The 19,306-nt window shown below is 71.1% G+C and carries 16 protein-coding genes; 7 read left to right on the top strand and 9 right to left on the bottom strand.

Features of this window, described 5'->3' with window-relative positions:
• Window position 1: 1 nt before the first annotated feature.
• The 4 genes from VFZ70_06745 to VFZ70_06730 form a co-directional block, all read right to left on the bottom strand.
• A complete protein-coding gene (locus tag VFZ70_06745) occupies window positions 2-244 on the bottom strand; it encodes a hypothetical protein (protein HEX6255494.1) in 243 nt (80 codons plus the stop codon).
• Window positions 241-1,758, bottom strand: a complete 1,518-nt coding sequence (locus VFZ70_06740; protein HEX6255493.1) for an FAD-binding oxidoreductase — start codon at window positions 1,756-1,758, stop codon at window positions 241-243. Before VFZ70_06740 ends, VFZ70_06745 begins: the two co-directional genes overlap by 4 nt.
• On the bottom strand, window positions 1,755-3,026 hold the full coding sequence (locus VFZ70_06735) for a (Fe-S)-binding protein (GenBank protein ID HEX6255492.1): 1,272 nt from the start codon (window positions 3,024-3,026) through the stop codon (window positions 1,755-1,757). The genes VFZ70_06740 and VFZ70_06735 overlap by 4 nt, the downstream gene beginning before the upstream one ends.
• Window positions 3,027-3,139: 113 nt before the next feature.
• Window positions 3,140-4,192, bottom strand: coding sequence for an LLM class flavin-dependent oxidoreductase (locus tag VFZ70_06730; GenBank protein HEX6255491.1), 1,053 nt, complete (start codon window positions 4,190-4,192; stop codon window positions 3,140-3,142).
• Between the two features lie 578 nt (window positions 4,193-4,770).
• On the opposite strand from VFZ70_06730, the gene VFZ70_06725 reads away from it, so the two are divergent.
• On the top strand, window positions 4,771-6,369 hold the full coding sequence (locus VFZ70_06725; protein ID HEX6255490.1) for a hypothetical protein: 1,599 nt from the start codon (window positions 4,771-4,773) through the stop codon (window positions 6,367-6,369).
• A 22-nt stretch (window positions 6,370-6,391) separates the two neighbouring features.
• Here VFZ70_06725 and VFZ70_06720 read toward each other — a convergent pair whose 3' ends face one another.
• On the bottom strand, window positions 6,392-9,139 hold the full coding sequence (locus VFZ70_06720; protein ID HEX6255489.1) for an AAA family ATPase: 2,748 nt from the start codon (window positions 9,137-9,139) through the stop codon (window positions 6,392-6,394).
• Window positions 9,140-9,436: 297 nt separating this feature from the next.
• Here VFZ70_06720 and VFZ70_06715 point away from each other — a divergent pair, with 297 nt between their 5' ends.
• The 3 genes from VFZ70_06715 (at window position 9,437) to idi (ending at window position 12,306) form a co-directional block, all read left to right on the top strand.
• Window positions 9,437-10,006 carry a sigma-70 family RNA polymerase sigma factor gene (locus VFZ70_06715; GenBank protein HEX6255488.1) on the top strand — a complete coding sequence of 190 codons (570 nt, stop codon included), beginning with the start codon at window positions 9,437-9,439 and terminating at the stop codon, window positions 10,004-10,006.
• 120 nt (window positions 10,007-10,126) lie between these two features.
• A complete protein-coding gene (locus VFZ70_06710) occupies window positions 10,127-11,755 on the top strand; it encodes a peptide chain release factor 3 (GenBank protein ID HEX6255487.1) in 1,629 nt (542 codons plus the stop codon).
• Window positions 11,752-12,306: an isopentenyl-diphosphate Delta-isomerase gene (gene idi / locus VFZ70_06705; GenBank protein ID HEX6255486.1), complete on the top strand. Its 555-nt coding sequence runs from the start codon at window positions 11,752-11,754 to the stop codon at window positions 12,304-12,306. The genes VFZ70_06710 and idi overlap by 4 nt, the downstream gene beginning before the upstream one ends.
• A gap of 126 nt (window positions 12,307-12,432) precedes the next feature.
• Here the strand turns inward: idi and VFZ70_06700 are convergent, their stop codons facing one another.
• Window positions 12,433-13,074, bottom strand: a complete 642-nt coding sequence (locus VFZ70_06700) for a TetR/AcrR family transcriptional regulator (GenBank protein ID HEX6255485.1) — start codon at window positions 13,072-13,074, stop codon at window positions 12,433-12,435.
• A gap of 302 nt (window positions 13,075-13,376) precedes the next feature.
• Between VFZ70_06700 and VFZ70_06695 the strand changes: the two genes are divergently transcribed.
• Window positions 13,377-14,027: an MMPL family transporter gene (locus VFZ70_06695; GenBank protein HEX6255484.1), complete on the top strand. Its 651-nt coding sequence runs from the start codon at window positions 13,377-13,379 to the stop codon at window positions 14,025-14,027.
• Between the two features lie 233 nt (window positions 14,028-14,260).
• Here VFZ70_06695 and VFZ70_06690 read toward each other — a convergent pair whose 3' ends face one another.
• Window positions 14,261-15,163, bottom strand: a complete 903-nt coding sequence (locus VFZ70_06690) for a 1,4-dihydroxy-2-naphthoyl-CoA synthase (protein HEX6255483.1) — start codon at window positions 15,161-15,163, stop codon at window positions 14,261-14,263.
• Window positions 15,164-15,253: 90 nt separating this feature from the next.
• Complete coding sequence (locus VFZ70_06685) at window positions 15,254-15,853, bottom strand: DsbA family protein (GenBank protein ID HEX6255482.1); 600 nt, start codon at window positions 15,851-15,853, stop codon at window positions 15,254-15,256.
• 119 nt (window positions 15,854-15,972) lie between these two features.
• Here VFZ70_06685 and VFZ70_06680 point away from each other — a divergent pair, with 119 nt between their 5' ends.
• Complete coding sequence (locus VFZ70_06680) at window positions 15,973-16,359, top strand: hypothetical protein (GenBank protein HEX6255481.1); 387 nt, start codon at window positions 15,973-15,975, stop codon at window positions 16,357-16,359.
• 224 nt (window positions 16,360-16,583) lie between these two features.
• Entirely contained in the window at window positions 16,584-17,531 is a 948-nt protein-coding gene (locus tag VFZ70_06675) for a PHB depolymerase family esterase (protein ID HEX6255480.1), read from the top strand.
• A gap of 111 nt (window positions 17,532-17,642) precedes the next feature.
• On the opposite strand, the gene VFZ70_06670 is transcribed toward VFZ70_06675, so the two are convergent.
• Complete coding sequence (locus VFZ70_06670; protein ID HEX6255479.1) at window positions 17,643-18,965, bottom strand: DUF4872 domain-containing protein; 1,323 nt, start codon at window positions 18,963-18,965, stop codon at window positions 17,643-17,645.
• Between the last annotated feature and the right edge of the window lie 341 nt (window positions 18,966-19,306).

Genomic DNA, 19,306 nt, shown 5'->3' with positions numbered 1-19,306 from the left:
GTCATTGCTCCTCCAGATCCTCGGCCGACAGCACCGCATCGGCCCAGTGGTCATGCATCCAGTCGAGGTGGTCCCAGCGATGTGCGACGATGCGGTGCGTGTCCCACGCCGGCATCTCGTCCTGCTCGATCGTGTGCATCAGCCCTGGGTCGATCTCGTAGACGTCATCGAACCGCATGACGACGTCCTGCTTGATCCGCCGTGGTGCGGGCGGCTGCTGACGCGACAGCAGGAAGCCGATCATGGCGTCTCCTCATAGGCCTGGTCCAGCAGGTACTTGCCGGGGTTCATCACGTTGTTGGGGTCCAGCGTCCGCTTGATCTGCTTCATGACGTCGAAGGCGCCACCCAGCTCGGCCGGCACGTACTCGACGTCGCCCTCGCGGCTGGCGCCGTGACAGGCGCTGATCGATCCGCCGTACTGCAACGTGACCTCGGTGATCTCGCGCTTGCAGTTGACCCAGCCCTCCCAGGTCTCGTCGTCGAGCTGCTGCTCCCAGATGCCGACGTCGATCTCGACCAGGTAGTCGCCCCAGGGTTTGTACGCGCCGTTGGTGTAGGCGAACATGCCCCAGTCGTCGAAGATGCCGTACCGCTCGCGGTACCGCGCGACGATCGCGTGCCACTCCTCACGCACCTGTGGCAGCACGCTGTAGTTGAGTGCGGCGTCCTCGCAGTGCCACGACATGGGCACCACCTGCCCGTCCGGCGCGCGGCCGTGCAACGGGATGGCGTAGCGGTCGTGACGCGCGGCCCAGTCGCCCTGCGACACCTCGTCGCCGAGGTAGTCGCCGCCGGACTCGCGGCCGATGCGCATCAGCGCCCTGGCGGCCGGGGTCACCTCGTCCCGGTTGCCGTAGGCCGCCAACGCCACGACCGCCTTCAGCGATTCGGGCTGCTCGATGTACGCCTCGTCGTCCCTGCGCAGGTACGCCAGCTTCCACTCGTCGAACAGCACCACGCCGGCCAGCGTGGCGAAGCCCGACTTCGCGAGCGCGCCGGTCGACGCGTAGGCCGTCTGGTAGTCGGGGTAGCCGAAGAACGCGGCGAACTCGACCTCGGGCCGGGGCACCAGCTCCAACGTCGCCTCGGTGACCACCCCGAGCGTGCCCTCGTGGCCCATGAACAGCTGCTTCAGGCTGAACCCTGTCGACGCCTTGCGCAGCTTGCGGCCGCCGCCGTCGCCGATCTGCACGACGTCGCCGGTCGGCAGCACCACGGTCATCGAGATGACCAGGTCGCGGGTGTGGCCGTAGCGGGCACCGATCAGCGACCAGCCGCCGGTGCCGATGCGCCCGCCCACCATCGAGCAGGGGTAGCTGGCCGGATCGTCGGGATAGATGACGCCGTGGGGGCGCAGCACCTCGTTCAGCTTGAGCATGCTGATGCCAGGTCCGACCGTCACGGTGCGGTCGACCAGGTCGATGTCGCGGATCTGGTTCATGCGCTTGACGTCGAGCAGGATGCCGTGGCGCAGTGGCGTCGCGCCGTCGGTGAGGCCCGTACCGGCCGCCCTCGGGACCACCGGGACGCGCTCGCGGTTGGCCAGGCGCACGACCTCGGCGGTCTGCTCCGTCGAGCGTGGCAGCACCACGACATCGGGCACGTGCTCGGCCCAGCGGTGCACGCGGAACGGCGCGGGCACCCGGGTCCGGTTCACCCGCGCGGGACGGTCGATGCGTACCCCGTCCTCGCCGCAGATGCCGCGCAGCTCGTCGATCACGTGGTCGGTGATGCCGACCGGCAGCACCTCGGTCATGCCCGGCCCCCTTCTGGGGACGATTCGGCGACTCCGTGTTGGGGGCGTTCCCCAGAAGGTGGGCCTGTCGCGCCGATGTCGATGCCGGCGGACGTCGCGACCAGCTCCATCAGGTCGCGGACCTCGATGCCGCGGTCGGTGCCTGCTTTGCTCAGTGGCCGCTCCGACCACACACACGCCGACACCAGCGTGTCGACGTCCAGCTCGGCCGCGCGGTCCAGCCGCTGGGCGCTGATCGCAGCGGTCAGATCTGGTCGCTCGACCGCCAGGCCGCCGCCGGCACCCGAGCAGTACGCCCACTGCGTGACGTGGTCGACGTCGCGGAAGGTCAACCCCGGGATCGCGCGCAGGATCTCGCGCGGCGACTCGTAGATGCCCTTGCGCTTGTTCAGCCGACACGGATCGTGGTATGTGGCGACCGCGTCGATCGGGACGGTCAGCTCGAGGTCGCCGTCGCGGATCAGCTCGGCGACCAGTTCGGTGACGTGGGCGATCTCGATGTCGTAGTCGTCGCCGAAGTACTCGACGTAGTCCTCGGTGAAGCTGATGTAGTCGTGCGGGTCCAGCGTGATCACGCGCCGTACCCCGGTGTCGCGCCAGTCGGCCAGGTTGTGCTCGGCGAACTCGCGCGCCCGATCCGCGTACCCCATCTCCCGGGCGGGTCCCCCGCAGCACCACTGTTCGCGCATCAGCCCGAACTCGACGCTGCCCGCACGCAGGACCCCGGCCACCGCGCGTGGCAACGACGTCCGGTAGAAGGCCGCCTCGCAGTCGACGAACAGGATGGTGTCACCGCCGATCGGCAGGTCAAGTCCGTCGGCCCAGTCCGCGACGCGCTCCTGCTCGACGGGTACGTCCAGCACCGGCTCGCTGCGCACAGCGACGGTCGCGTCGACCCACGCCTTCCAGCCCGGCTGCTCGATGCCGTGCTCGACCGCCAGCGCGCGGACCGCCTTCACCAGGTCCACGGTGCGGGTGCGGTGGCGGTAGAAGTCGCCCGCCATCAGGGTGTTCGGGCACCGCGTCTCGCACGCCCCGCACTGTGTGCAGTGGACGTAGTCGCGCGCGACGTCCTCCAGTGACACCAGGCCCTGCTCCATCGCAACGACGTTCGCGTGGAACGCGGTCGGGGAGTGGTTCTCATCCTGGGTCACGCCCATGACCGGGCACACGTTGCGGCAGAACTTGTGGCCGGAGCTGAAGCAGCTGTAGGCGTGGTCGCGCCACTGCTCGACGAAGGTCTCGGTGGCGGGATCGACATCGGTCACGTGCGGCTCCTCTCTAGCAGTCTCAGGCGGGCTGGCTGGCGGGACGGGCGGACGACGCGGCGCGGCCGACGGCGGAACGGGCGGACGGACCGAGGACCTTGCCAGCCGCCGGCTCAGTTCACGGCCGGCATCATCCGCTCGGCGACCAGTCGCAGCTGCCCCTTGACGTCGGGCACGCCGGTGATGTCACGGCCGGTGAACAACCGGACGAGGGCCGGGTCCGTGAGCGCCGCGATCACGTGGTTGACGCCGGTCGGCAGGATGTCCGCCTGCAGCTGCTCGACGCACTCCTCAGGCGTGCCGGCGACTGACAGCTTCGCGGCGAGCTCGGGGCTCGTCATCTCGATCGCCTTGTCGACCTTGCCCTCCCCGAGCGCGTCCACGATCGGCTGCAGCTCCGCGGCCTCCAGGCCATGGCGCTGCAGCTGGCTCTCAGGCATCGACGAGATGTAGAAGGCGACCATGATGCGGGCGGCGTCCTTGGCGGCGTGGGAGTCCTCGCCGACCGCCATGACCAGCCACGCGCCGAGGTCGAGTTCGGCGGGATCGCGTCCCGCCCTCTGCGCGCCTGCACGGAAGTGCTCGGCGACGTAGTCGTAGTTCTCGCGGGAGTAGCCCAGCGCGTGGTGCAGCCCGTCGGCGATCTCGCCGGCCAGCTCGAACGACTTCGGTCCACCCATCCCCCCCAGCTTCAGTGGCACGCGCTCCTGCACCGGACGCGCGAACGTGTAGAGCCCCGAGTAGGTGAAGAAGTCGCCGTCGAAGGTGATCGCGCCGTCGTCGAGGAAGGTCCGCAGCACGTGCATCCCCTCGCGCAGACGCGACAGGGGCTTCATTTCGCTCCAGTCGATGCCGTACTGGCGGAGCAGCCCGAGGTTGCCGAAGCTGACCACGGCCTCGGCGCGGCCGTTCGTCAGCTCGTCGAGCGTCGCGAGCTGCTGGGCGATGAGGGTGGGCTCGCGCAGGATGACGTGCGTGACGTTGGGGCCCATGCGGATCGTGCTGGTCTTGTCGGCGGCCGCCGCGAACAGCAGCCACATGTCCTTGTGCCACGTCTCATCGACGCTGTAGCAGGCGTAGAAGCCCAGCTCGTCGGCTGCCCGGATGTTCGCGATGCAGTCGTCCAACGGATAGTCGGGCAGCTGCACGTAGCTGAACCTCACCATGGTCGCCTCCTTTGGCGCACAGCAGAACGGGCCCGCGCAGCGCGGGCCCGTGGATCCTGGTCGCGGTCCGGGTGGCACAGGGCCGGCGATTGCCGCCGCCGCGCGCCGGGTGGGTGACCGGAGTACGGCGTGGGGCCGCGCACAGGTCCGGCGACGGGTGGCGTCGTCACCGCGCGCAGCGCCATGATGTGGACCATCGGCATCCACCTACGTTCCGGCTCAGCACAGTGCCCCCGCTGCCCGCATCGGCGGTGCCCGGCGCGTGCGCTTCGGTTGCCGAACCCCGCCTCGCCGACGGGATCGGGCTGCTGAATCCGCTGTCGGCGATGCTAGGAGCGCCGAGCGGAGCCGGTCAACCCCCAACATGCCTCGGCGGCGCGGCTGCATGTGCATGGCAACCCGTGGCTCCGGACGCGCTACTGCTCTGACGGTGCGACGGCCGGTCGCGATACGGCGGCGTGGCTCGGAGGGGGATTCGGCCCTCGTCATGCGCGGTGCCGTGGCCTATCGTTGGAGTCGGCGCGGCGTGGCGGACGGCGCGATGGCAGGACACGCGGTGCCACAGCAGAGGGCTCGGCATGGCGCAGACGGTAGGGACCGGTTCCTCGATCGACCCCGTCGGACCGTTCGGCAACCCGGACGGGTCGCGCGCCGACCTCGACACGTTGCTCGAGGGCTTCGTCGACTTCCGCGGCAACCCGGCGTACGGGGCGCTGGCGACGCGCGCGAGCGATGCGACGGCACGCATCATCGTCGGGCGCATGGGCGCGGGCAAGACCGTGTACCTGCGCCGGCTGCACAACCACCAGAACAGGCAGGAGTCGGTCTACGCCTGCCACATCCAGCAGAGCGTCCCGTCGACCGAGGTCATCGTCAAGGCGTGCCAGTGGTTCCCCGACGCCTACCTGACCGAGAAGTGGATGCAGCTGTGGCGCTGCGCGATCCTCCGGTCGCTGGCCACGTACCTGCTGGCCGACCCCGCACTGCTGCCGTACCTGTCCGAGGAGGACGAACGGCTGCTGCGTCGCCGCTACCTCGAGATGATCGACGACGTGCGGCGGCCCCGCACCGTCTACAGTGAGCTTCGGGCGCTGGTGAGCCGCTGCAAGTCGGCCTACGAACTGACCCGGCTGATGGACGACCAGCGGTGGGACGACCTCGAGGACCTGCTGGCCGAGCTGCTGGCCGAGACGCCACCGATCTTCTTCTACATCGACGCCGTCGACGAGGAGTTCTCCAGCGCGCCGATGTACTGGTTGCGCTGCCAGAAGGGGCTGTTCTTCGAGACCATGCGGATGCTGCGCGATCCACGGCTGGGCGGGCGTCTGCACATCGTGGCGTGCATCCGCGACATCGTGCTGTCGTCGGTGTACCGAGACGAGCACGCTCCCCGATACCACGGTGAGCCCCACATCCGGGTGCTCAGCTGGGGCCGTGGGTCGATCGAGATCCTGCTCCGCCACAAGCTGCAGTGGCTCGCCCCGCAGTTCCAGATGGCACCGGGCTCGTCGGAGGACGCGACGGCGAGCTGGCTCGGCACGACCGTGGTCCACAACGAGCGCCGCGACATCGACGAGCAGGCCATCGACTACCTCCTGCGCCACACCCGGCTGATCCCGCGCGACGTCGTGTCGCTGGGCAACGCGCTGAGCCAGGAGGTCCTGCGGCAGCGGGCCGCCGGGCGCGACCGGATGCCCGACGAGGTGCTGCGGCGGATCGTGTCGCAGTCGGCCAAGCGGTTCGGCAACTCGCAGCTCGCCCAGTGCGCCAACCAGATCGCCGCCGACATGATGCCGGGCAACGCGGCGCTGCACGGCTACTCGGAGGCGTATGTCAGCAGCAATGAGTATGCCCAGTCCGTACAGCGCGAACTGCGCGACATCCTCGGGCTGGTGGGCACCGACCGGTTCAGCTTCAAGGACCTCATGACGCTGCGCGACGCCGGCAACGAGACGTTCGACGGCCACACCGACGTGCCGGCCGTCCTCTGGCAGAACGGCCTGCTCGGCTACGCCGAGCGACCGGGCACCCACCGCTTCTACTCGCTCGCCGACATCGACGAGTTCGACGTCCCCGACGATGTGGAGGAGTACGTGTTCCACCCTGTCGTCATCGATGCCGTGCGTGCGGTGACGTCGGCGGGTCGCCAGCCCATCCATCCGTACGTCGGCGAGTGACCGGCCGCCGGCCCGGACCGCCTCAGGCCGCGGCCGACATCAGCACCGCGAGCTCGTCGCGCGACGACAGGCCGGCCTTGCGGTAGATCTTGCTCAGGTGGTACTCGACCGTCTTTGCGCTGAGGAACAGTGACGCGGCGGCTTCGGCGTTGGTCGCGCCCTCCGCCACGGCCAGGGCCACCTGCAGCTCCTGCGGTGTGAGCTTCACGTCGCCGCCGACCACGTGAGAGGTCATGTGCTCACCGGTCGCCGCGAGCTCGACGCGGGCGCGCTCGGCCCACGTCGCGGCACCGAGCTGCGCGAACAGGTCGAGCGCGGTGCGCAGGTGCGTCCGTGCATCGGTGCGCCGACGGTTGCGGCGCAGCACCTCGCCGTAGCACAGCAGCGTGCGTGCGCGTTCGAAGGGCCAGCGCAGCATCCGGTGCAGCTCGAGGGCTGCGTCGAAGTGCGCCACGCCGGCGAGGGTGCCGTCGGACAGCCCGCGGATGCGCTCCCGCGTCCAGGCCGCCCGCACGGACCCGTCACGTGCCGCCGGCTGTACCTCGTCGTCGATCAGGCGCGCCGCCTCGTCGGTCCGTCCGGAACGCACGAGCGCCTCGGCCAGATCGCCGGCTGGTTGGACCAGCATGACGTCGGCGACGCCCATCCCGTGCATGTCGTCGCGCAGCCGGGTGAGGCGGGCGGCGGCGCCGTCGATGTCGCCGTCACCGAGCTCCAGCAACCCGCGCGCGGCAGCCGTGTACAGCGGCATGCAGCCGATGCGGTACCTGTCCGCGAGGTGCTCTGCCCGTGACAGGTGCTCCTCCGCCTCGGCGTGGTCCCCACGCGCGGCGTACAGGTGACCGAGGAAGAACACGCCGTAGGCGTTGGCCTGGTGGGTCTCCTGTGCCAGCTGCACCGATTCTGCGGCGCGCGCCACCCCCTGCTGCCAGCGGCCGAGGCGCAGGTCGACCCCCGAGCGCAGTGCCAGCGGATACGGCAGCACTCCCAGCGCGCTGTGCTGTCGGCACTCCGACGTCAGGCGCTCAAGCAGCGCGTCCGCGCGTTCCAGGTCCTCCAGCCACATCGCGATCATCGCCGTGAAGATGGTCTCCTGCGCGCGCCGTAGCGTCGACTGCCCCTCGAGCCAGCTGTGGACGGGCTCGAGCAGTTCGCGCGCGCCGTGCCGGTCCCCGTGGGTGGCGCGACAGACGGCCAGCATCACGTCGGCCACGCGACGGGTCGTCGTACCGCCCCGGCGGCTGACGCGTCGCGCCCGCTCGGCCAGGGCCAACGCGGTCCCGACCTCCCCGAGCATGAAGGCGGGCACGGCGGCGTCGGCCAGCATCCGTGCCGCGCGATCGGGATCCAGGTCGACCACGGCCTCGGCCTCGCGCTCGAGCAGCGGCGTCACGCCCACCGGCGCCTCCTGCCACATGCGGACGTAGCCGCGGAGGTGCTGGACCTCGGCGCGCGCGACGGGGTCGGTGACGGCGTCGGGCGCGTCGGCGAGCAATCGGCCGGCACGGCCGACCCGGCCCGCCAGCTGCCAGCACTTGGCGGCCTGGGTCAGGCGCCGGATCCGCGGTTCGGACGCCCGTGTCAACTCAGCGGCGCGCTCGAACGCTCTGGCCGCCTCGACGTAGGCGCCGCGTACGCGCGCGCGGGCCCCCATGTCGTGCAGCGCGTACGCCACCTCGTCGTCGGGAGCCAACGCCGCCGCGGCGAGGTGCCACGCGCGCGCGTCCGCAGCCCGGTCACCGGGGACGAGCTCGTACGCGTCCGCGAGTGCACGATGGGCGGCGCACCGGCTGGCCAGCGATGCGCCGTGGTAGGCGGTCGATCGCAGCAGCGGGTGCTGGAAGCTGACCTTGCCGTCGCCGACTGCCACGATCCGTCCACGCTCCGCTGGCTCGAGGGCGACGATGCCCAGGCCGGCCTGGTCGAGGGCCGACGTGATGGGCGTCAGCTCGCCGGACTGGTCGGCCGCGGCGATGGTCAGCGCACGACGGGTCGCCACGGGCACGTCCCCCAGGCGCGCGTCGAACACGCGCTCGAGGGACGCGCCGGCGGGCAGCGGCATGCGACCGGGCGGACCGTCGTCGCGGATCAGCGTCGGGATCTCGGTCAGCGCCAGCGGGTTGCCGCGCGACGTCTCGACAAGGCGGCGACGCACCGCGTCGCTGACGCCGTGCGGGGCGTGGCGGTCGACCAGTCGACCGGCCGCGTCGTCGTCCAGCCCGTCCAGCTCCAATGTCGGGATCCCCGCGTCGACGACGTGATCACGTGGTGTGGGTCGCGCCGCGAGCAGCATGGCGATGCCCTCGCCGTGGAGACGCCGTGCGGTGAACCGCAGGGCCTCCGCTGACGACGGGTCGATCCAGTGCGCGTCGTCGACCGCGACCAGGACCGGGCCGTCCTCGGCCACCGCTGCAAGGATCCCCAACGTGGCCGCGCACACTGCGAAGTGGCTGGTGCGCTCGGTCGGCGCGAGCGCCAGCGTGCTCTCGAGCGCAGCACGCTGCGGCGGCGGCAGCGACGCCATGTGCCCGGTGATCGGTCGCAGGATGTCTGACAGCCCGGCGAACGGGATCTCGGACTCCGACTCGTACCCCGTCGTACGCAGCACGACGAACTCTTCGGCCAGTTCCACGGCGTGCAACAGCAGCGCGCTCTTGCCGATGCCGGCCTCGCCCCGGATGACGACGGCCCTGCTGTCGCCGCCGCGGACGTCGTCGAGCATGCTGCGCAGGCGCGCACGTTCGGGTGCGCGCCCCAGGAGCTCCGTCATGCTCACGCCCCCGGAGCCCCGTCAGCCCATGACTGCGGACGATGGCGACATCTTCACGGATGGTAATGGATGACGGCGTCGGCAGGCCATGGGCTTCTCAGCATCTGTTCCGTCTGATCCCAACGAGTGGCTGACATCTGCCAGGTCATGCCCGCGGCGCTGCGCACTCCCTGATCCGACCCCGGGCCGACGCGTCACACGGCCCTGGGGACTAGGGACCGTCCCTGACGCGCCGCGCCCGCCGGTCGGCGATCGTGAACCTCGGATGGGGGGACCGGTGCGGGAGGGAGAGCGCACATGGACGCACAGGTCGCCAACCTGGTGATGCAGGCGCGCGCCGGCGAGCGCGACGCCTGGGAGGAGCTGATCGCGCGCTTCGACGGACTGATCGTGGGGATCGCACGGTCGTTCCGCCTGGGCTGCGACGACGTGTCCGACGTCGTGCAGACGACATGGCTGCGCGTGTTCGAGTCGATCGACGGCATCCGTCAGCCCGAGCGGATCGGTGCGTGGATCGCGACGACCGCGCGCCGCGAGTGCCTGCGGTTGCTGCGGATGGCCGGTCGGGAGCGCCCGACCGACGATGTGGACATCGACGAGGGCACGCCGGCGTTCGCTGCACCGGGGGAGGAGCTGGTCGATGCCGAGGAGCACGCTGCGGTCCGGGCCGCCGTGGCCGGGTTGTCCGACCGGCACCAGCGGCTGATGGGCCTGCTGATGGCGCACACCCGGCCGTCGTACGCCAGGGTGGCGAGAACTCTGGACATGCCGGTCGGCAGCATCGGCCCGACGCGCATGCGGGCCATCGACCGGCTGCGCAACGATCCGCACGTGATCGCCATCCAGGGGATCGCCGCCTCCCGGTGAAGCACGCGGGGCGTGACGATGCGATGCCGCGCCACGCCGTGTGGCTACCATGAGGATGCGGCCGGGTCGCTGACCCGGCCGCATCACGCGTCCTTCGAGCCTGTCGAGGTGAGCCCAACCGTGGCATCCAGCCCACCGTCGTCCGCGAACACCGATGATGTGCGCGCCGCCGCGTCCCGCCGACGCACGTTCGCGATCATCAGCCACCCCGATGCCGGCAAGACGACGCTCACGGAGAAGTTCCTGCTGTTCGCCGGCGCTGTGCAGGAGGCGGGTGCGGTCAAGTCGCGCAAGCAGGCGCGCACCACGACCAGCGACTGGATGGAGCTCGAGCAGCAGCGCGGCATCTCGATCTCGTCGACCGCGTTGCACTTCACCTATGGCGGGTGGTGCTTCAACCTGCTCGACACGCCGGGACACGCCGACTTCAGCGAGGACACCTACCGCACCCTGTGCGCCGCCGATGCCGCGGTGATGGTGCTCGACAGCGCGCGCGGGTTGGAGCCGCAGACGCTCAAGCTGTTCAAGGTGTGTCGCGACCGCGGGCTGCCGATCGTGACGTTCGTCAACAAGTGCGACCGCCCGGGACTGCCGCCGCTCGAGCTGCTGGACCAGATCACCGCCAAGATCGGACTGCGCCCGGTGCCGCTGTCCTGGCCGGTCGCTGACGGCGGGGACTTCGCGGGCATCGTCGACCGCGCCACCGGCGACCTCGTCCGCTTCGAACGTACCGACCACGGCGCGACCGTCGGCGGCGAGCGCCGCGAGCCGTTCGCCGACGCCGACCCCGGGGCGTGCCCGCCCGATCGCTGGCAGGCGGCGGCCGAGGAGTTCGCACTGCTCGACCTCGAGGGGCTGACACTGGACCGCGATGCGTTCCTCGCCGGCACCGAGACACCGGTGTTCTTCGGCAGCGCGCTGGCCAACTTCGGCGTGCGGATGCTGCTCGAGCGCTTCGCCGACCTGGCGCCCGCGCCGGCGCCGCAGCCGGTCGCCGGCGGTGACGACCGACCGGTCGAGGCGCCGTTCTCGGGGCTCGTGTTCAAGGTGCAGGCCAACATGGACCCGCGCCATCGCGACCGGGTCGCCTTCATCCGTGTGAACTCGGGCCGCTTCGACCGGGGCATGACGGCGACGCTGGCGCGGACCGGCCGACCGTTCCAGCTCAAATACGCGCATCAGCTCTTCGCCCAGGACCGCAACACAGTCGACTCGGCGATGCCCGGTGACATCGTCGGCGTCGTCAACGCCGCCGGTCTTCAGGTCGGTGACACGCTCTACGACGGTCCTGCTGTGCGGTTCCCACGGATCCCCACGTTCGCACCCGAGCGCTTCGCGCTGGTGCGCAACCGCGACACGGGCCGGTACAAGCAGTTCCGCGCCGGCCTCCAGCAGCTCGACGAGGAGGGCGTCGTCCAGGTGCTGCACCGTCCCGAGTTCGGACACCAGGAGCCGGTGCTCGCCGGTGTCGGCCAACTGCAGTTCGAGGTGGCCGAACACCGCATGGCGAACGAGTTCGGCTGCGCGGTCAGCCTCGCGCCGGCGCCGTGGTCGCTGGCCCGCCGGGTGGATCCGGCCGACGCCGACCGTCTGCGGGGCGCCCGCCGGGTGCAGCTCGTGACCAACCGCCACGACGAGGTGCTGGCGCTGTTCGAGTCGGAACACGTGCTGCGCTGGATCCGGGAGGACCATCCCGACGTCGAGCTGTCCCAGCTCGGCCACGACCGCGCCGTCGCGACGGTCGGATGAGCGGTCCCGGTCAGGTCGTGCTGCTCGATGCCGAGGCCGGCGTCGTCGGCGCGATGGACAAGCTCGCGGCACATCAGCGTGCCGTGCGCCATCTGGCGTTCTCGGTCATGTTGCGCGACGACGATGGCGCGATCCTGCTGCAACGGCGCGCCGAGGCCAAGTACCACTTCGCCGGACGCTGGTCCAACGCCTGTTGCAGCCACCCGCGGCCGGACGAATCCGTGACGGCGGCGGCCCGACGTCGGGTCCGCGAAGAGCTCGGTGCCGCCTGCGGCCCGCTCGCAGTGTCGGGTGCCTTCTGGTACCGCGCCGACGATCCCGCCTCCGGCCTGGTCGAGCACGAGTACGACGTCGTGCTCGTCGGCGCTGCCGCTGCGCTGACCAGCTACGCCCCCGATCCGGCCGAGGTCGACGACCTGCGGTTCGTGCAGCCCACCGTGGTGCGGGCCGCGCTCGAGCAACGACCGCAGCAGTTCACCCCGTGGCTGGCGCAGGTGCTCGATGTCACGGACGGTGGCGGCGCACCGGTCGTGGCCGACATCCCCGTCTGAGCCGTCCTGGCGCGACGTGTCACCCTGTGGTTCGCGCTCGCGGCGGGCCCGCTCGGCCGCCGAGCTCGCCGTCCTCGATCGCGCCGGCGCCGCGGTCACCATCCGGATGGATGGCGCTCCGCTGCGTCAGCCGGTGCCGGACGCCGTCGACCGCCACCCCGGCTGCGCGCGCATCCCGGCGATCATGACCGACGCGACCAGGTCGTAGGCCGCGTTGATCGTCAGCTCGGACTCCTTCGACATCGGACCATCGACGAACAGTTCGGCGATGCCGTGGACCATCGCCCAGGCGTAGAGCGCCAGTCGGTAGGTCTCGGGATCGTCCGCGTCACCCGCCTCGAGGCATCTCGCGACCCGGTCGAGCAGCACGCCGAACGCATTGTCACCCGCCGCGCTCAGCTCGGGGTCGTCGTGGTCGAGCAGTTCCGGACGGAACATGACGTTGAAGTACGCGGTGTCCGTGCTCGCGAACCTCACATACGCCGCGCCGCACTCGCGCAGTGCCTGCTCGGGATCGTCGTCCCGGCCGGACGCCTGCAACGCGCGGGTGAAGCGCCGGAACCCACGGACGGCGAACGCGGTGAGCAGACCGCGCTTGTCGCCGAAGTGGTGCATCGGGGCCGTGTGCGACACGCCCACGTGCCGCGCCGCCGCCCGGACGCTGACGGCGTCGACGCCTCGCTGATCCACGATGTCGGCAACCGCGTCCAGCAGGGCCTCGGGCAGGTTGCCGTGGTGGTAGGCGTGGTCCGCCCGAGAGGTGGTCACAGCGGGGCTCCCGACGTCGGTCGGTGACAGGGGTGGTGACGGAGGGCATTCCACGCCATAACTTGTCACCGTAAAGTTTACAACGGACCCGCTGGCCGGCATCGCGCCCCGCTGTCCCGCTCGCGAGCCGTGCTCGGGAACATGGTGGTCGCGCGCCGATCGGTGATCGTGCTGTCGCTGGCGGCGGCGGTGACTGCGGTGGCGGCGGGCGCCGCGCTGCGCGTGCCGACCGAGTTCGACGTGCGTGACTTCTTCGCGGCCGACACCGACTTCGTCGTCGGCCTCGACAAGCTCGCGGGCACGTGGGCGAGCAGGGCGGCGAACCGGCGGTCGTGTCGATCGAGGCGGACCTGCGCGACCCCGCCGCGGTGGCGGCGCTCGACCGGTTCGCCGAGGACGTGCGACAGCTCGACTCGGAGCGGTTCGCCAGGGACGACGACGGGGTGGTCGACCTCGACACGGGCCTGCTGGTCGCGGGGATCGTCATGCGCTCGCTGCGCTCGGCGCTGATCAGCGTCGTGCCGATCCTGCTGGTCGTGACCCGGCTGTACGCGCTGATGTACGCCTGGGGCTACAGCCTCAACCTGGTCACCGCCACGATCGGCGCGATCTCGATCGGCGTCGGCATCGACTTCGCGATCCATCTCGTCATGCGCTACCGCGAGGAGCTCGCGTACCGAGGCGAACGCGAGTCGGCCCTGCGCGCCGCGGGCGAGGGCACGGGCACGGCGTTGGTGGCGTCGGCGGTCTCGAGCATCGCCGGCTTCGCGATCCTGGCGTTCGCGCCGATGCCGCTGTTCGCCAGCTACGGCCTGCTGACGGCCGTGATGATCGCGCTCGCGCTGGTCGCCACGCTGCTGGTCATCCCGCCGCTGCTGTGGGTGGCCACCGCGCGCCCGGCACCCCCGAGTTCCAACGCGCATGACGGGCGCGTACCGGTCATGACGTCATGATCGGTCGTGCAGGCACGGCTTCATGCCGTCGTGGGACGCGACGAGTGGCCGGACCGAGAGCGTGCGTCCTTGCGGAGCCGAGCGACTCGTCGTCGGTCCGGGCACGTGCGCGCCGTCGGTTGGTGGCCGGCTGGACCAGGAAGCGGCCGCATTCCCGGCCGCGATGGCCCCGGCCCACCGGGAACCGGCCGGAGTGTGGTCGGCGACAGCGTCGCGGACCTGCACGCGTCGTGTCAGTAGTGGTACGGGAAGCTCGACCAGTCCGGGTCGCGCTTCTCGAGGAAGGCGTCGCGACCCTCCTGCGCCTCATCGGTCATGTAGGCCAGGCGTGTCGCCTCGCCGGCGAACAGCTGCTGGCCGACCAACCCGTCGTCGGTCAGGTTCATCGCGAGCTTGAGCATCCTGGTCGCCGTCGGGCTCTTGCCGTTGACCTTGGCCGCCCATGCCAGGGCGGTGGCCTCGAGCCGGGCGTGGTCGACGACCGCGTTGACCATGCCCATGCGGTGGGCATCCTCGGCGGAGTACTCGTTGCCGAGGAAGAAGATCTCACGGGCGAACTTCTGGCCCACCTGCTTGGCCAGGTACGCCGACCCGAACCCGCCGTCGAACGACGCGACGTCGAGGTCGGTCTGCTTGAAGCGAGCGTGTTCGCGGCTGGCGATCGTCAGGTCGGCCACGACGTGCAGCGAGTGTCCGCCACCGGCCGCCCATCCGGGCACGACGCAGATGACGACCTTCGGCATGAAGCGGATCAGACGTTGCACCTCGAGGATGTGCAGGCGCCCCCTCCGGGCCGGATCGATCGAGGCGGCGGTGTCCCCCTCCGCGTAGCGGTACCCGTCGTGCCCGCGGATGCGTTGGTCACCGCCGGAGCAGAACGCCCAGCCGCCGTCCTTCGGTGAAGGGCCGTTGCCGGTCAACAGGACGCAGCCGACGTCAGGCGTCTGGCGGGCGTGGTCGAGCACGCGGTGCAACTGATCGACCGTGCGCGGCCGGAACGCGTTGCGCACCTCGGGCCGGTCGATCGCGACTCGCACGGTGCCCTGATCGACCGCGCGGTGGTAGGTCACGTCATCGAGGTCGGCGAACCCGTCAACGGGTCGCCAGTGATCGGGATCGAACAGCTCCGACACCATCAGCCACGCACTCCTGTCGCTCGTGCGCGCCGAGCCTAATCGATCCCCGCCCGCCGGCTCGCTGGCGCTCGCCCTCACCCGGCGCTGCGCTCAGCGCGGGATGCGGGTGTGCTTGAACTCGTTGAGGTCGACGAAGCCGTCCATCAGGTCGAGCAGGCGCTCGACCGTCGCCGCCGCCGTCCCCGCGTCACCGTCGGAGCGGTGCATCAGGCGGACGAAGACTGCGCGGTCTCCGCAGATCAGCGTCGGCACGCCCCACACGTCGTGCTCGGCGGCCGCGGCCTCGTGCGCCTCGCTGACCGCTTTGAGCGCCCGGCCGTCGGCGACGTGGGTGAAGACCGCGCCGGCGTCGACCTCATGGCGCGTCACGATCTCACGCAGCCGGTCGGCGTCGCGCAGGTTGCCGCCCAGGTCGTGGCGCAGCGCGAACAGGTCGCGGTGCACGTCCGGGAACCGCTGCGGGTCGATGTCGCGCACCGCGGTGCCGACCTGCAGTGCGAGCAGGCCCGAATCGTCGGCCGGCCGGTCCCACACGGGCGTCTCGCCGTCGGCCACGTGGACCTGGCCGAGTGAGAACGGCACGAAGGTGACGTCCCAGTCGGCGCCGCCGAGCAGGGCGTCGACGACGAACTCGTTGGCGTTGCGGGCGAACGGGCAGCGGTAGTCCCAGGTGATCGCGAAGGTGCGCATGCGCGGTGCAACACACAACCTGGGGTCGACATTCCACTGATCACGTCCAGGGCTGGCGCACAGCCGAACATCCGTATACCATCCACTCGGATGGCGAACGGAGTATCGGACGGCGGCCGATGAGCGAAACGGAGAAGATCACGGTCAATCTCGGGCTGGTTGATCTCGGACAGATCGACCTGCTCGTTGCCGAGAGCTTCTACGCCAACCGCACCGACTTCATCAGGACGGCCATCCGCAACCAGTTGCTGCGCCATGACGAGGCGGTCCGCCGCACCGTCGATCGTCGGACGATGACCCTGGGGCTGCGCCACATCACCCGCGCCGAGCTCGAACAGGCACGCGCCGCGGGCACGCGACTGCAGATCCGGGTGCTGGGGCTGGCGACCATCGCCGACGACGTCACCGCCGACCTCGCCGCCGACACGATCGAGGCGGTCGAGGTGCTCGGTGCGTTCCGAGCGCCACCGCACGTGCGCCGCGCCCTGGCCGACCGCATCAGCTGACCGACGCCCCGAGGAGGACATCTATGCCGCGACCGCACGACCCGCCGACCGGCAACCGCACCCCGCTGTGGATGCATCGCGCGACACAGCTCACCCGCTCCGGTCGGATCCGTGAGGCGACGGCGTTGATCCAGCGGTCTCTCGGCAGATCGTCCGCGCAGGCCACTGCACCACCCACCGGCTCTCCACGGTCGGCCAGCGGCCGTCCCCGCTCCGGATCCAACGTGCGACAGCCGTCCGCTGACACGCCGCGTCGGGTGCAGGCCACCGTGATCCACACCGAGCGCACATCGGACCCCGGCCCGACACGCGTCGAGACGCGGTCCCCCGCGTCCGACAGGTCCACGTCGACCATCGAGGACACGGTAACGACCCCGGCAGGCAGCAGGCGCTACCGGTTGGAGGTCCCGTCGGCCACCGCCACCGGCCTGATCGTCATGCTCCACGGCTGCACGCAGGATGCTGACGACTTCTCGACCGGCACCCGGATGCACACGCTCGCCGCGGGCCACGGCATGCTCGTCGCGTACCCGGAGCAGACGAACGACGCCAACCCCTCGCGCTGCTGGAACTGGTTCCGGGCGCAGGACCAGCTGCGCGGTCGGGGCGAGCCCTCGATCATCGCCGAGCTCGTCCGCACCGTGGTCGCCGATCACGCGATCGATCCCGACCGCATCTTCGTTGCCGGGATGTCGGCGGGCGGCGCGATGGCGTTGGTGCTGGCGGCGGTCTACCCCGACCTGTTCGCCGCGGTGGGCGCGCACTCCGGGCTGCCGTACCGCAGCGCGCACGACCTGTCGTCCGCGCTGCAGGCGATGAAGGGTGGCGGCACCCCGTCGCGGGCCGCGAGGCCGGTCCCGACGATCGTCTTCCACGGCGACGCGGACCGCACGGTGCACCCCCGCAACGCCGAGCACGCGGTGGCGCACGCCACGGCACACACCTCCCGGCCGTTGGTGAGCGTGCACGAACGAACCGACGGTGGACGCGTGTCCACGCGCCGCGTCCACCACGCGCCCGACGGGCGGGTGCTCGCCGAGGCGTGGACCGTGCACGGCCTCGGCCACGCCTGGTCCGGGGGTGACCCGGGCGGCTCGCACACGGACCCGAAGGGACCGCACGCGTCGGCCGAGATGCTGCGCTTCTTCGCCGATCAACCGGGACGCAACTGACGGGCGCGGGCTCCTCGCCCGCGGGCTCAGCGACGTGTATCGGACAGCGGTGACACCGCCGGCGGTGTTCCTCGTGTCCGTTTCGCATCGCTGGGGCCCGAGCTCGACGGCTCAGCCGTCGGCGACCCGCTCCAGCAGCGTGGCCGCATCGCGTTCGGCCGCGGCGATCAGCCGCATCCGGCGCGCGAGCTCCGCGCGCAGCCCGGCGGCGCCGTCGGCATCCAGTGGGAACGCGTCGGCGGCATGGGCGCCGAGGGCGTCGAGCCGCTGCCAGATGGCCGAGAGCCGCTGCACCGCACCGGCACCTGACGCCGCATACAGCGCGGCGCGTTCGTCCTGCAGGCGTCGGGCCTGCGCCAGCAGGTCGATCCCATCCGGCAGTGCGGCCACGGCGAGCGCGCGCCACTGCCGACCCAGGTCGTCGTAGTGCTCCGCCGCCTCGTCGGCTCCGCGCACACCTGTCGCCGAGGCAACCTCACGAAGGAACGCCGCATACAGGGGCCGGGACAACCCTCTCCCGGTGCCGTAGTGCTCCACGAACAGGTGCAGCGACGTCAGGGCCGTCCAAAGGTGGCGTCCGGGCGGGAACATCTGCGCCCAGCCGTCACGGCCGTCGCCGACCATTCGGGCGGCGAGGTCGTCGAGGGCATCGATCCTCATGGCCCGTGCGCGGCCTCCGGTGAGCGTGGCGTGGCACGCCTCGATCGCGTCGCGTACGGCTGCGTCGAGCCCGACGTCCTCGTCCGGCACGGCGGTGACGGCGAGGACCCGGTGCCGTTGCTTGCGGATGCGTGCGCGGGCGGCGTCCAGTTGCTCGGATGCCACGACGACGGGTGCGGCGGTCAGGTCGGCGAGCGTCGCCGTGCCCGCGTCGTCGTCGACGCCCAGGACGGCGAGCACGTGGTACGCGCCACCCTCCCACGAGGCGGGCATCCCGCGGGTGCCCAACGTCGCGGCGTCCACCCATGCCGCGACGGGACCGTACGCGGTCAGTGCGCCCCGCAACTGCGTGGCCGCGGTACGGGCGCCCGCTGTCTCATGCACGGTGTGGGCGATGCCCAGGCGATCGAGGCCGGCGACCATGCCGTCCGCGATGTCGGGCCGACGCGCCCCGACGAACAGGGTCGACACGTCGTCGCGTTCGTACCGGAACGTGTGCACGGCCACGCCGACGCCGCCGGTCAGGCCGAACAGCATCGCCTCCGACCACGGCTGGCCGGTGTGGGGTGCCGTCGCCCCGACGGCCGTGAGGAGCACGCGCAGCGTCGCGGCTTCCGGTGTGACGCCGCCCAGATCGAGGGCCGCGTCGGCGGTGCCGTCGGACGTGTTGCCGGGGCGTGCCGACAGCACGATGTGACGTGCGGTCATGTAGGACTCGCCGGTCCGGTGCATGCGTGCACGGATCCGTGCCTTGAGGTGCTTGTGTGCGGTCATGTCGAGAATCCCTCCGGTGGCTCGGCGCGGGCCCCGCGCGCCGTTCACCAGCCACCGGTCGACAGGGCACGACCGGACATCGGACCCGAGGACATCGATCCCCTTCGCCTCCGCGTCCGCCGGGCGGCGCGGGCGCCCGGTCAGGAGGTCCGGCGTGGGACACGCCGAGGGTGACCGTACCGCACGCCGCCCGCCCGGTCGAGGTCCATGGTGCGGCGCGCCCGCCGCCCCAGGGCGTCGAGCGAGCCGCCCCAGGGCGTCGAGCGACACGTATCGGACACGACGGACACCGTCGGTGGTGTCCGTCGTGTCCGTTTCGCGTCGCTGGAGCGGTGTCAAGC

It is taken from the genome of Euzebyales bacterium, from assembly GCA_036374135.1.
GTDB lineage: Bacteria > Actinomycetota > Nitriliruptoria > Euzebyales > JAHELV01 > JAHELV01.
Note: the sequence above shows the minus strand (reverse complement) of the source record. Positions and strands in the feature narration are given on the sequence as shown.